This window comes from Erwinia sp. L03-1, from assembly GCF_058686115.1.
This window is the reverse complement of the sequence record NZ_CM178762.1, coordinates 1,457,081-1,470,243: the sequence shown is the minus strand read 5'-3', so window position 1 is coordinate 1,470,243 and position 13,163 is coordinate 1,457,081. Positions and strand designations below refer to the sequence as shown.

Below are 13,163 nucleotides of genomic sequence, written 5' to 3'. Positions count from 1 at the left end.
ACAGACATAAACGCTTCGCCGGAAATAACTGAACAAAGAACGACGAGGGTGCTGCCCTGGCAGCAGTTTATGCCATAAAAAATGCTTTCAGACCGACATTTAACTACGTTCTGCATCATGCCCCTCTTTAACATCTGAATATCTTCTTTACCCTCATGATTCCTGCACATTTGCCGATAAAACGGCCATTTTAATATTCTTATGTTTCACATCATTAAAACCTATAAAAAAGACGCTAAAACCCCTCGCCATGCCGTCTGTAATCGGTTAATCTCATTTTCGATTAGGCCAACGCTGTAAGATATTTCCTTAATTTACACTTTTAACTGTGCTCTCTGGCACATTTTAGAGGTTCAGGAATTGTCTTACCCCTGTGCGCTAATTAATCTCGTTCCGTTTCGTAATATCTGACGACTTCGTCGTTAAGGACTTCAAGGGATCACAAACATAATGGTCAAGTCTCAACCGATGCTGAGATATATCTGGCGGGTTTTACCTGCTGTCGCCTTAGCGACGTTACTGTCAGCCTGTAGTTCGACCAACAGCAGCAACAATGCACAAACTGATACTCATGCAGTTAAGAGCCAGGACGGCTTTTTACTTCAAGCGTCTCAGGATGAATTCGAAAAAATGGTTCAGAACGTGGATATTAAATCCCGACTGATGGACCAGTATGCGGTCTGGAAAGGCGTTCGTTATCGCCTGGGCGGCACCAGCAAACGCGGCATTGATTGCTCTGCATTTGTACAAACCACCTTCCGTGAGCAGTTTGGTCTCGATCTGCCGCGCTCCACCTACGAGCAGGAAGACACAGGGAAAAGCATTCAGCGTACAAAGCTGCGCCCCGGTGATTTAGTGCTGTTCCGCGCCGGTTCAACCGGTCGCCACGTCGGCATTTATCTGGGTAACGATAACTTTGTCCATGCCTCAACCAGCAGCGGCGTGATGATCTCGAATCTGAACGACAACTACTGGAAGCATCGCTATCATGAGGCACGGCGCGTTCTGACCCGAACGCAAAGCTGATTTCGATCCCCTGAAGTCTGCGAAAAACGAGAGAGAAAACGCTGCCGCAGCAGCGTTTTTTTTTGCCTGCTGCCAGGCGTGATAACGGGATGTTGGCATTAACGGTGGGAGCTAAGTAACTTTATGATATTGCGCTTTGCTTTTATACTTTTCAGCTGCATGGTGACCACGGCCCAGGCTGAGAATATTAATGAGAGTTACGCGTTTGCACAGCTCGGCGAGCCTAAATATGCCGTCGATTTCTCCCACTACGATTATGCCAATCCCGCCGCGCCCAGGGGCGGTAATATTACGCTTTCGGCGGTGGGCACCTATGATAACTTTAATCGCTTTGCCTCACGCGGCAATCCTGCGGCGGGCACTGACACGCTGTATGACCGGCTGTTTACCTCATCAGAGGATGAAGCCGCCAGCTATTATCCCCTGATTGCCGAGTTTGCGCGTTATCCTGATGATTATCGCTGGGTGGAAGTTTCCCTGAATCCCCTGGCTCGCTTTCATGACGGCAGCCCCATCACCGCCCGCGACGTGGCCTTCACCTTTAACAAATTTATGACGGAAGGCGTACCGCAGTTTCGGGTGGCGAATAAGGGTGTGACTGCCCGGCCTATTTCCGCGCTGACCGTGCGGTTTGACCTGCCTGTGGGTGATAAAGATCGGGTACTGTCGCTGCTGTCGCTGCCGGTATTCCCGGAAAAATTCTGGCAGCATCACCGACTGGATGAACCGCTTCGCACTCCACCTCCGGGCAGCGGTCCCTACCGGATAACCGCCTGGAAAGTCGGACAGTCTGTTACCTGGTCGCGCGTGAAGGATTACTGGGCGGCAAATCTGCCGGTGAATAAGGGTCGCTTCAATTTCGATACGATCCGCTACGACTATTATCTTGACGATAACGTTGCCTTTGAAGCCTTTAAGGCGGGCGCGTTCGATTTCCGCGCCGAGAGCTCGGCTAAAAGCTGGGCCACACAATATCGCGGCAGCAACTTTGACCGCCATCTGATTATTAAGGATGAACAGCCCAACACCGCCGCCACGGATACCCGCTGGCTGGCCTTTAATGTGCAAAAGCCGCTGTTTAAGGATCGCCGCGTGCGCGAGGCCATTTCGCTGGTATTCGATTTCGAATGGATGAATAAGGCGCTGTTCTATAATGCGTACCGTCGAACCGACAGTTATTTCCAGAATACCGAATATGCCGCGCGGCATTATCCCGATGCAAAAGAGCTGGAGATCCTTGCGCCCTTTAAGGGAGAAATCCCCGATGAAGTATTCACGCAAATTTATCACCCTCCCCATACTGACGGTAGCGGGTATGACCGCGATAATCTTCTCAGGGCGCTGGCCCTGCTTAAACAGGCAGGCTGGGAGATAAAAAACCAGAAGCTAACCAATCAGCAGACGGGGAAGACATTCAGCTTTGAACTGCTGCTGCGCAGCGGGGAGAATAATCAGTGGGTACTCCCCTTCCAGCACGCGCTGTCACGGCTCGGTATCCAGCTTACCCTTCGCCAGGTCGACAGCTCACAGTATCTGGCCCGTGCGCGCAGTCGTGATTATGATATGCGCCCCATCAGCTACTTTGCTTTCCCCATCCCCGATCCCTCACTGCGGCTGGTCTGGGATTCGGCGTATCTCGCCTCCAGCTATAATGCCCCGGGCGTCGCCAGCCCGGTAGTTGATGCGCTGATAAAGCAGATCATTCAGCACCAGGGGGATAAAAACGCGCTGCTGCCGCTGGCAAGATCGCTGGACCGCGTCCTGCTGTGGAATGATTACATGATCCCGATGTGGTATAACGCCCGCGATCGCTATGCCTGGTGGAATAAGTTCTCAATGCCGGCGATCCGCCCTGCCTGGTCACTGGGCTTTGACAGCTGGTGGTATGATGTCAACAAAGCCGCGCAGCTGCCGGCACAGCGTCGTTAAGGAGCAAAGAGTGGGTGCCTATCTGCTACGCCGGCTGCTGCTGGTCATCCCCACGCTGTGGGCGATTATTACCATCAACTTTTTTATTGTGCAGATTGCACCCGGTGGTCCGGTTGACCAGGCGCTGGCCAATATCGAGTTCGGTCAGAGCACCGGACTACCAGGCGGGGGCGGTGCTTCCGACAGCCATGCGCGCGGCACGCCGAATTCGATGCCCGGCGACAGCCAGTATCGCGGTTCCCGGGGACTGGACCCGGAAGTGATCGCCGAAATAACCCGCCGCTACGGCTTCGATAAGCCCCTGTATCAGCGCTATTTCGACATGCTGTGGCACTACGCGCGCTTTGACTTTGGCGACAGCCTGTTTCGCAGCAGTTCGGTTATTCAGCTCATTAAACAGAGCCTGCCCGTTTCGGTGACGCTGGGGCTGTGGAGCACGCTGATTATCTATCTGGTTTCTATCCCGCTCGGCATCAACAAGGCGGTACGTAACGGTAGCGCCTTCGATACCTGGAGCAGTACGCTGATCATTGCGGGCTATGCTATCCCGTCATTTCTGTTTGGCATCGTGATGATTGTGCTGTTCGCGGGCGGCAGCTACCTGGACTGGTTTCCCCTGCGCGGGCTGGTTTCTGCCCGGTTCGACGCGCTCCCCTGGTATGGTAAAATTACCGATTATCTGTGGCACATTACGCTGCCGGTACTTGCCACCGTTATCGGCGGCTTTGCCACCCTGACGATGCTCACCAAAAATGCTTTTACCGATGAAATTCGTAAACAGTATGTGGTAACCGCCAGAGCGAAGGGGCTGGATGAGAAAAAAATCCTTTATCGTCACGTCTTTCGCAACGCCATGCTGCTGGTTATCGCCGGGTTTCCCGCCACCTTTATCAGCATGTTTTTTACCGGATCGCTGCTGATTGAAGTGATGTTCTCCCTCAATGGACTCGGCCTGCTGGGCTATGAAGCGACCCTGCAGCGTGACTATCCGGTGATGTTTGGCACGCTCTACATCTTTACGCTGATCGGCCTGCTGTTGAATATCCTTAGCGATATCACCTATACGCTGGTTGATCCACGCATTGATTTTGAGGGGCGCTAATGAAAAGGTTGAACCCGGTTAATCAGGCACGCTGGGCGCGTTTTTGCCATAACCGACGCGGTTACTGGTCGCTGTGGATTTTCATCGCGCTGTTTATCCTCTGCCTGGGCGCTAACCTGCTGGCAAACGATAAGCCGCTGATTGTCCGCTACCAGCAGCAGACTTATTTTCCCCTGCTGGTGAATTATACCGAAGCCGATTTTGGCGGCCCGCTGGCAACCGCGGCGGATTATCAGGATCCCTGGCTTAAGTCGCGCCTGAGCCAGCACGGCTGGGCCGTTTGGGCGCCGATCCGTTTTAGTGATAACACCATCAACTTCGCCACCCGCGTCCCTTTCCCCTCGCCCCCCTCCGCGCAGAACTGGCTGGGCACCGACGCCAACGGCGGGGATGTGCTGGCAAGGATCCTCTATGGCACACGCATTTCCCTGCTGTTTGGGCTGACGCTGACGCTTATCTCCAGCGTGATGGGCATCATCGCAGGCGCGCTACAGGGGTACTACGGCGGAAGAGTGGATTTATGGGGCCAGCGCTTTATTGAAGTCTGGTCCGGTATGCCCACGCTGTTTCTGATTATTTTGCTCTCCAGCATCATCCAGCCGGGATTCTGGTGGCTGCTGGGAATAACCGTGATGTTTGGCTGGATGCAGCTGGTCGGCGTGGTGCGCGCCGAATTCCTGCGCGCGCGCAATTTTGACTATATTCGTGCGGCGCAGGCGCTGGGCGTCAGCGACCGGCACATTATGTCACGCCATATGCTACCGAATGCCATGGTCGCGACGCTCACCTGGCTGCCGTTTATTCTGTGCGGATCGATAACCACGCTGACCTCGCTCGACTTTCTCGGCTTTGGCCTGCCGCTGGGCTCTCCCTCACTGGGGGAGCTGCTCCTGCAGGGGAAAAACAACCTTCAGGCTCCGTGGCTGGGGATTGCGGCCTTCTTCTCGCTGGCGATCCTGCTGTCGCTGCTTATTTTTATCGGCGAGGCGGTTCGTGACGCCTTCGACCCCAGTAAGGTGCACTGAGTATGTCCCTGCTTATTGTGAAAGACTTAAGCATCGCCTTCCGCGCCTCCGGGGTCGAAAGGCGGGTGGTGGACAGCCTGTCGCTCTCCGTGGAGGCGGGTGAAACGCGCGCCCTGGTGGGAGAGTCCGGCTCGGGGAAAAGCGTCACCGCCCTGTCAATTATGCGCCTGCTCCCGTCACCGCCGGTGGTTTATCAGCAGGGTGAAATACATTTTGCCGGGCAGAACGTACTGACCGCCGACGAGCGCACGCTACGCGGCCTGCGCGGCAACCGCATGGCAATGATTTTTCAGGAGCCGATGGTGTCGCTCAACCCGCTGCACACCGTTGAAAAACAGCTGTATGAGGTACTTTCGCTGCATCGCGCGATGCGCAGAGAGGCGGCGCGTGCCGAAATGCTGACCTGCCTGGACCGCGTAGGGATTCGCGACGCCGCCCGGCGGCTGAAAGATTTCCCGCATCAGCTCTCTGGAGGCGAGCGTCAGCGCATCATGATCGCCATGGCGCTGCTGACCCGTCCCGAACTGCTGATCGCCGATGAGCCAACGACGGCGCTGGACGTCTCGGTCCAGGCGCAGATCCTGACTCTGCTGAACGAGCTAAAGCAGGAGCTGAATATGGGGCTGCTGTTTATCACGCACAACCTGAATATTGTGCGACAGCTGGCGGATAACGTCACGGTGATGCACAACGGCAAGGGCGTGGAGAGCAATACAACCCGACGGCTATTCGACTCGCCCCAACATCCTTATACGCAAACGCTGCTTAATGCTGAGCCGGAAGGCAGACCCGAACCGGCAGACAGCCACGCCGACCCGCTGCTTCGCGTCAGTCAGCTTCAGGTTGCCTTTCCGATCAAACAGGGCCTGATGCGCCGGGTCACCGGTTACCATCACGCGCTACGTTCGCTCAGTTTTGTACTTCGCCCCGGGGAAAGTCTGGGGCTGGTGGGAGAGTCCGGCTCGGGCAAAAGTACCACCGGGCTGGCGCTGCTGCGGCTTATTTCGTCACAGGGTGAGATCTGGTATCGCAATCAGCCGCTGCACCAGTGGGATCGGCGAAAGATGCTGCCGGTGCGGCCAAAAATCCAGGTCGTATTCCAGGATCCCAACTCTTCACTCAATCCCCGGCTAAACGTGCTGCAAATTATCGCCGAGGGGCTACAGGTTCATCACCCTGCCCTCAGCGAAAAGCAGCGCGAGGCGCGCGTGATTGCAGCGATGCAGGAGGTGGGGCTGGATGCGGAGACGCGGCACCGCTACCCCGCCGAGTTTTCCGGTGGGCAACGCCAGCGTATCGCCATCGCCCGGGCGCTGATATTACAGCCGGAGCTGATTATCCTTGATGAGCCGACCTCATCGCTCGACAGGTCGGTTCAGAAACAGATCCTGACGCTGCTGAAAAAATTGCAGCGCGATCGCCAGCTGGCCTACATTTTCATCAGCCATGACTTACAGGTGGTCAGATCGCTCTGTCATCAGGTGGTGGTGCTGCGGCAGGGTGAAGTGATTGAGCAGGGAGAGTGTGAGGCGATATTCTCCGCCCCAAAAGAACGCTACACGCAGCAGCTTATAGCACTGAGTGATTTCGCCATGTTTCCGCAATCCCCACGCCAAAGTTCTTAAGGCGGCAGGTGGTGGCGCTTTCATCATGACGGGTCACGAACAGGCAGGGCTGTCCGTCCCACTCTACCACGGCGCACTCAAGCTTGATGTCCGCCAGTGCCTCTTTGATCATTTGCATGATATCCCATGCCTGCTCCCCCTGGTGGCTGAGCAGGCTAAGGCCAATCAGATCGTCATCGCCAGCGACGCCATTCAGCGTCAGCGGCTCTACGCTGAGTTCGGACGATCCCGTGCCCCAGCGATAGCTTTGCGGTAATCGGTGTACGACAGAATGTTGTAACATAGTCAGCTAAACTCCCCAGTTCAACAGCGAGTGCAATGCTATAACAGCCGTTTTTTCACCAACGGTAGATATTGCACGGCAGGATAAAGCAAGGGCAGCATCACCTGAACAGGGTCGTTTTGAGCGTTGCCTCACGTTCCAAGGCTATATTTACCGCGTCACGGCGTGAATAACAACCATTTTTGTTGCATATAGGTAAATTTTAGCAGCGTTACATTCACATTAAAGCAACATAGTCGACACTCAGCATCCCCTGACCTGTGGGAAGGATGCAATCAGACCGTTACGCCTTTACGCGGTCGGGCAGCGTAGAGGAAGAGTAGAACGGAGACTGTCGCGCAGATAAAGATCGACCCCACCATTGGCCAGGCCGAGTGGAAGGAGAGCGTGGAGAGCAGCGCCCCCACCAGCGCGCCCACGCCAAATCGCAGCGTGCCCGCCAGCGACGACGCCGTGCCTGCCATATGGGGAAACTCTTCCAGAATGACCGCCATGGCATTGGAGGAGACCATCGCCACGCAGCCAATAAACATCGCCACACCAAACACCAGCGGCAGAAAGCCCAGATTGAACGCGCTAACCACCACCATCCACACGCCCATGCTGAACTGAATCAGCAGCCCGAGACGGAACATTGCCAGCGGACCAAAGCGACGGACGCAGCGGCTGTTAAGCAGCGTCATCAGAAACAGGAAGACGATATTCAGGGCAAAGTAGTAGCCGAAATCCTGCGGGCTGATGTGGTTCAGCTCAATATAGACAAAGGGCCCAACGTTGAGGAATGAGAACAGCCCGGCAAATGAGAAGCCGCTGGCCAGCATATAGCTGAATACGCGCTTGTGGCGGAACAGCGACAAGAAATTTCTCAGGGTGGTACGCAGATGGAATTTCTGTCGCTTTTCACGCGGCAGCGTCTCTTTGATCTGGGTCACAACCAGCACGGTGGTGACCACGGCGGCCAGCGAGATGGTCCAGAAGATCGCGTGCCAGCTCCAGACCAGCAGCATCCAGCCGCCTACGATGGGGGCCACCAGCGGTGCAATGGTGGTGACCAGCATCACGAATGACATCATGCGGGAAAACTCTTCCTTCGAGTAGGTATCCCGCATCAGCGCGCTGATCACCACGCTGCCCGCCGCTGCCGACAGGCCGTGCAGCAGACGCATAAAAATCAGCTGGTCGATTGACTGGGAAAGCGCACAGGCGGCCGCGGCGACGGCAAAAATCAGCGTCCCCACGGCAATGACCGGTTTACGTCCAAAGCTGTCCGCCAGCGGCCCGTAAATCAGCTGCCCGAGAGCAAACCCGAAGATATACAGATTAAGCGTCATCTGCACGCTACCCGCTGATACCCCGAACTCGTGGGCAATTTGCGGGAGCGCAGGTAAATACATATCAATTGACAGCGGCATTAACATCGCCAGCAGGCCAAGGATCACCACCAGCCCCAGCGACGAATTCTTTTCCTTACGCACCCTCATCTACCCCACACAAGCTTCTGGTTATGATCAACGGGTCGGCAGACCCACGCTGGCAATTTCTTCTTCGGTCAGGGCACGGTATTCACCCGGCTGCAGATCCTCGTCCATGGCTATCGCACCAATGCGCTCACGGTGCAGCTCCACCACGCGATTGCCGACCGCTGCAAACATCCGTTTTACCTGATGATAGCGGCCCTCACTGATGGTCAGACGCACCTGATGTTCGTCGATAACGTCCAGCCGGGCCGGTTTGGTCAGGTCTTTTTCGTTATGCAGCTGGACACCCGCGGTAAACTGCGCCGCCGTATCCTCCGCCAGCGGCGACTCCAGCGTCACCAGATAGGTTTTTTCGCAGTGATGGCGAGGCGAGGTAATACGGTGTGACCACTGGCCATCGTCGGTCATCAGCACCAGGCCGGTGGTATCAATATCCAGTCGCCCTGCCGCATGGAGCTTATAAGCGGTGGGCTCATGCAGGAAATAGAGCACCGTTGGGTGATCGGGATCGTCAGTGGAGCAGACGTAGCCCTGCGGCTTATTCAGCATGAAGTAGCGCGGTCCGAGCTGCTGCTGTAGCGGATTGCCATCATACTCAACCTGGCTTTCAGGGTTCAGCCTGAACGCACTTTCCCGTACCACTTCCCCATCAACCGTTACCTTACGCGCCCGTATCTCGCGTCCCGCGATGGCGCGGCTGACTTCCAGCTGCTGAGACAAAAATTTATCAAGTCGCATTAAATCTGCACTGCCTGTTTAGTAGATATGAAAACCGACGCTCCTGACTGCGGAGCGTTTGAAGAGAGAGAACGCGTGGATCCTGACTGTTCTGCCCATCACCGGGGAGACTGAACAGCGCCCCCGGATACCGCCTCAGTATATAGGGAGTTAGCGTCGAGGCACAGAGGCTGACGGGCATGAAGCGGCCTTTCATGTCATAATGCGGTTTTGCTCCCTGATCCTCCGAAAACCATGTCGTTTACTCTGCGCCCCTATCAGCAGGAAGCGGTTGATGCCACGCTCAGCTACTTCCGTCGTTCTCATCAGCCCGCCGTTATCGTGCTGCCCACCGGCGCGGGTAAAAGCCTGGTTATTGCCGAACTGGCCAGGCTGGCACGGGGACGCGTGCTGGTACTGGCGCACGTCCGGGAACTGGTGGCGCAAAACCACGGTAAATACCTCGCCTACGGGCTGGAAGCCGATATCTTCTCCGCCGGGCTGCAGCAAAAACAGAGCCGCAGCAAAGTGGTCTTTGGCAGCGTCCAGTCGGTGGCCCGCAACCTGTCGCAGTTTGAGGGGGAGTTTACCCTGCTGATCGTCGACGAGTGCCACCGCATCAGCGACGCCGATGACAGCCAGTATCAGCAGGTGCTGAACCATCTGCGCTTAAGCAACCCGCGACTGCGACTGCTGGGCCTGACCGCGACGCCCTATCGCCTGGGGAAAGGCTGGATTTACCAGTTCCACTACCACGGCATGGTGCGCGGCGATGAGCGGGCGCTGTTTCGCGACTGTATTTATGAGCTGCCGCTGCGCTATATGGTGAAGCATGGCTTTCTGGTGCCGCCGGAAAGACTGGATATGCCGGTGGTGCAGTACGACTTCAGCCGCCTGACCGCCCGTGAAAACGGTCTGTTTAGCGAAGCGGATCTCAACCGTGAACTGAAACAACAGCAGCGTATTACGCCGCATATCGTTCAGCAGATTGTGGAATTTGCTCAGGACCGTCAGGGTGTCATGATTTTTGCCTCCACGGTTGAACACGCGAAAGAGGTGCTGGGCCTGCTGCCGGAGGGTAAGGCCCTGATCACCGCCGGGACGCCTGCCGCCGAACGTGACGCGCTGATTACCGCCTTTAAGGCGCGCCAGCTGCGTTACCTGGTTAACGTGGCGGTACTGACCACCGGCTTTGACGCGCCGCACGTAGATCTAATCGCCATCCTGCGCCCTACCGAGTCTGTCAGCCTCTATCAGCAGATTGTCGGGCGCGGCCTGCGCCTTTCCCCGGGGAAAACCGACTGCCTGATTCTGGATTACGCCGGCAACCCGCACGATATTTTCACGCCTGAGGTGGGCTCGCCGAAAGGAAAAAGTGACAATAAGCCGGTGCAGGTATTTTGCCCCGCCTGCGGGTTCGCCAATACGTTTTGGGGTAAAACCACCCCGGACGGTACCGTGATTGAGCATTTTGGCCGCCGCTGTCAGGGCGTACTGGAGGATGACGAAGGCAATCGTGAACAGTGCGACTATCGCTTTCGCTTTAAGCAGTGTCCGCACTGCAATGCGGAAAACGATATTGCCGCCCGGCGCTGTCATCAGTGTGATGCGCTGCTGGTGGATGCCGACGATATGCTAAAAGCGGCGCTCAAACTTAAGGACGCCCTGGTTCTGCGCTGCGCGGCAATGGTGCTGGAAACCGGCAGCGACGAAAAAGGGGAGTGGCTGAAGGTGCGCTATTATGATGAGGAAGCCACCGAGGTCAGCGAGCGCTTCCGGCTCTCCACGCCTGCCCAGCGTACCGCCTTTGCGCAGATTTTCCTGCGCCCCCACCAGCGCGCCCCCGGCATCCCGCTGGTGTGGAAAACGGCAGCGGATATTGTTGCCCTCCAGCCCCTGCTGCGTCAGCCCGACTTTATCGTGGCGAGAAAGCAGCGCCATTTCTGGCAGATTCGGGAAAAAGTATTCGACTACCAGGGGCGCTATCGCCGCGCCAATATGCTGCGCTAGCGCCACGACGGTTTAATTCATTGCCGCTGGCGCGAAACCTGGGCTATAATGCGCCCCGCTTTTGCTTTCGCGAAAGCTGAACACTCCAACCTGTTGCTGGGTCGCCTGTAGCAGGATAATCAAATAAAGAGATTGAACAATGTTCACTATCAATGCAGTAGAACGTAAAGAGCAGGGCAAGGGTGCGAGCCGCCGCCTGCGTACAGCTAACAAATTTCCGGCCATCATTTATGGCGGTAACGAAGCAGCTGTTGCTATCGAACTGGACCACGACTACGTGATGAACATGCAGGTTAAGCCTGAGTTCTACACCGAAGTGCTGACTCTGGTTGTTGATGGCAAAGAGTCAAAAGTAAAAGTGCAGGCTGTACAGCGTCACCCGTTCAAGCCAAAACTGCACCACATCGACTTCGTTCGCGCTTAATCGCCCGTTTGAAATCCTGTGAAGAAAACGCCGCGTAATGCGGCGTTTTTTTTTGCCTGCAATAGCGACGCTGTTTGTCGCGGCGAACAACGTCGCTCAAACAGTAACGTTGTTCGCCGCGGCTAAGATTCTGCTCAAACCGCGATACTATTTGCCGCTACTGCGGCGCTGGAGCTGGTCACGCAGGTTGGGCGGTGTGCCTTTGATCGTCAGCGTGTCCGTTGCCGGATCCCAGAAAATGCGCTCGCCTAACAGCATTGCGTCAAAATTGAGCGTTAGCCCACCGCCGCTGCCGGAAAATTTGGTCAGCTGGCGCAGCGTGCTGCGATCGGCCGGAAAACTCTCCTCCAGCTCATATCCCTGCTCCTGCGTAAAGGCCTGGAAGCTTTTTTCACCGAGCGGCGCCAGCTCTTCAGAAAGCCCCTGTAATGCAATCTCCTCGCCCGCCTGCAGCTGTTCATTACAGTAGCTGTAGACCTGCTGCCGATAGTTCTGCCGCTCATTTTTATCGAGAGTGGCCTCAGAGCAGTAGTCGTCTACCGCCTGCAATAACCCGCGGTTCTGCGCTTTGGTATCCAGACCCACGCTGGCGCCGAGGAAATCCATAAAGAAGTCGGCAACTTTGCGCCCTACTCTTCCCCGCAGGAAGGTAAGATAGCGCGTTGACTCCGGATGGGTTTCCCATTCGGTCAGGTCGATACGCGCCACAATATCGGCATGGTTGATATCCAGATAGTGCGTGCTGCTGATATCCAGCTCTTCATTCACGCGCATGCTGTTCTGGCTGTTCAGTACCGCAATCAGCAGATAGTCGACCGCCAGATAGCGGTAGTGACCGAACAGCACCACGCCGCCTTCCGCAAACGGATATTTTGCCAGCTCATCACGCAGTCGACCCGTTGCCGCACGGCTGAACGCGAGGAAATCATCCTCACCCTTACGGCAGTTGCGCAGCGCCTCGGCCAGCTCGCTCTCTTCGTTAAACAGGCCGTAAGCTTTGTTCTTGGCGCTGTAAACACGATGCAGTTCTTCCATCATCGCGGTGACCGGAGCATTCGCGGGAAGCAGTGATTCGCGCAGCACCAGCTCAAGCGTCTGCTCGTCGCGCTTGATCAGCTGGTGAAGAGCAATCTGCTCGATATCCAGACTCATGGTAAACTCTCCTTTTGATGTAGGCGCGTATTCAAACACCGAGTGCGACGGCGATCAACAGGCAACAACTTTAACCGGGCGTTGACGATAAAAGAGCAGAAAAAATCGCACTTTTACGTTAAGATGCCGCCCTTTAACACTGAATAAACTCGACCTTATGCCGCAATCATCCCGTTACAGTGACACCCGCGTGGAAAAACTCCTCGCCGAAATGGCCAGCGTACTTGAAAAAGACAAGGCCCCCACCGATCTTTCCCTGATGGTACTGGGAAATATGGTGACTAATTTACTTAATAACAGCGTATCGCCTGCTCAGCGCAGCACGCTGGCTCGCTCCTTCGCCGACGCGCTGCAGGCTTCGGTACGTGATGATAAAGCCCATTAATGTGAAG

General features: G+C 56.0%; 12 protein-coding genes. 8 read left to right on the top strand and 4 right to left on the bottom strand.

What is annotated here, in order from left to right; all coding sequences use genetic code 11:
• Window positions 1-450 precede the first annotated feature (450 nt).
• The 5 genes from mepS (at window position 451) to yejF (ending at window position 6,707) form a co-directional block, all read left to right on the top strand.
• On the top strand, window positions 451-1,026 hold the full coding sequence (mepS, locus tag AC4PCC_RS06730; RefSeq protein ID WP_067708656.1) for a bifunctional murein DD-endopeptidase/murein LD-carboxypeptidase: 576 nt from the start codon (window positions 451-453) through the stop codon (window positions 1,024-1,026).
• A 123-nt stretch (window positions 1,027-1,149) separates the two neighbouring features.
• The gene (locus AC4PCC_RS06725) at window positions 1,150-2,955 is read left to right on the top strand and encodes an extracellular solute-binding protein (protein ID WP_067708659.1); all 1,806 of its coding nucleotides are present in this window, start codon (window positions 1,150-1,152) and stop codon (window positions 2,953-2,955) included.
• Window positions 2,956-2,965: 10 nt separating this feature from the next.
• A complete protein-coding gene (locus AC4PCC_RS06720) occupies window positions 2,966-4,057 on the top strand; it encodes a microcin C ABC transporter permease YejB (RefSeq protein WP_345828275.1) in 1,092 nt (363 codons plus the stop codon).
• Entirely contained in the window at window positions 4,057-5,082 is a 1,026-nt protein-coding gene (locus AC4PCC_RS06715) for a microcin C ABC transporter permease (RefSeq protein ID WP_067708665.1), read from the top strand. Before AC4PCC_RS06720 ends, AC4PCC_RS06715 begins: the two co-directional genes overlap by 1 nt.
• Before the next feature lie 2 nt (window positions 5,083-5,084).
• On the top strand, window positions 5,085-6,707 hold the full coding sequence (yejF, locus tag AC4PCC_RS06710) for a microcin C ABC transporter ATP-binding protein YejF (protein ID WP_492126819.1): 1,623 nt from the start codon (window positions 5,085-5,087) through the stop codon (window positions 6,705-6,707).
• On the opposite strand, the gene AC4PCC_RS06705 is transcribed toward yejF, so the two are convergent.
• The 3 genes from AC4PCC_RS06705 to rsuA form a co-directional block, all read right to left on the bottom strand.
• Complete coding sequence (locus AC4PCC_RS06705; protein ID WP_197473350.1) at window positions 6,652-6,996, bottom strand: YejG family protein; 345 nt, start codon at window positions 6,994-6,996, stop codon at window positions 6,652-6,654. The two genes, yejF and AC4PCC_RS06705, sit on opposite strands and share 56 nt — an antisense overlap.
• A 269-nt stretch (window positions 6,997-7,265) precedes the next feature.
• Window positions 7,266-8,465 carry a Bcr/CflA family multidrug efflux MFS transporter gene (locus AC4PCC_RS06700; protein ID WP_156485022.1) on the bottom strand — a complete coding sequence of 400 codons (1,200 nt, stop codon included), beginning with the start codon at window positions 8,463-8,465 and terminating at the stop codon, window positions 7,266-7,268.
• A 33-nt stretch (window positions 8,466-8,498) separates the two neighbouring features.
• Entirely contained in the window at window positions 8,499-9,206 is a 708-nt protein-coding gene (gene rsuA, locus AC4PCC_RS06695; protein ID WP_067708677.1) for a 16S rRNA pseudouridine(516) synthase RsuA, read from the bottom strand.
• Window positions 9,207-9,440: 234 nt separating this feature from the next.
• Here rsuA and radD point away from each other — a divergent pair, with 234 nt between their 5' ends.
• Together radD and rplY are read left to right on the top strand one after the other, a co-directional pair.
• Window positions 9,441-11,195, top strand: a complete 1,755-nt coding sequence (gene radD, locus AC4PCC_RS06690) for a DNA repair helicase RadD (protein ID WP_492126818.1) — start codon at window positions 9,441-9,443, stop codon at window positions 11,193-11,195.
• 139 nt (window positions 11,196-11,334) lie between these two features.
• On the top strand, window positions 11,335-11,619 hold the full coding sequence (rplY, locus tag AC4PCC_RS06685; RefSeq protein ID WP_067708683.1) for a 50S ribosomal protein L25: 285 nt from the start codon (window positions 11,335-11,337) through the stop codon (window positions 11,617-11,619).
• 147 nt (window positions 11,620-11,766) lie between these two features.
• Here the strand turns inward: rplY and yejK are convergent, their stop codons facing one another.
• The gene (yejK, locus tag AC4PCC_RS06680) at window positions 11,767-12,771 is read right to left on the bottom strand and encodes a nucleoid-associated protein YejK (protein ID WP_492126817.1); all 1,005 of its coding nucleotides are present in this window, start codon (window positions 12,769-12,771) and stop codon (window positions 11,767-11,769) included.
• 157 nt (window positions 12,772-12,928) lie between these two features.
• Between yejK and AC4PCC_RS06675 the strand changes: the two genes are divergently transcribed.
• Complete coding sequence (locus AC4PCC_RS06675; protein ID WP_067708690.1) at window positions 12,929-13,156, top strand: YejL family protein; 228 nt, start codon at window positions 12,929-12,931, stop codon at window positions 13,154-13,156.
• Window positions 13,157-13,163 lie beyond the last annotated feature (7 nt).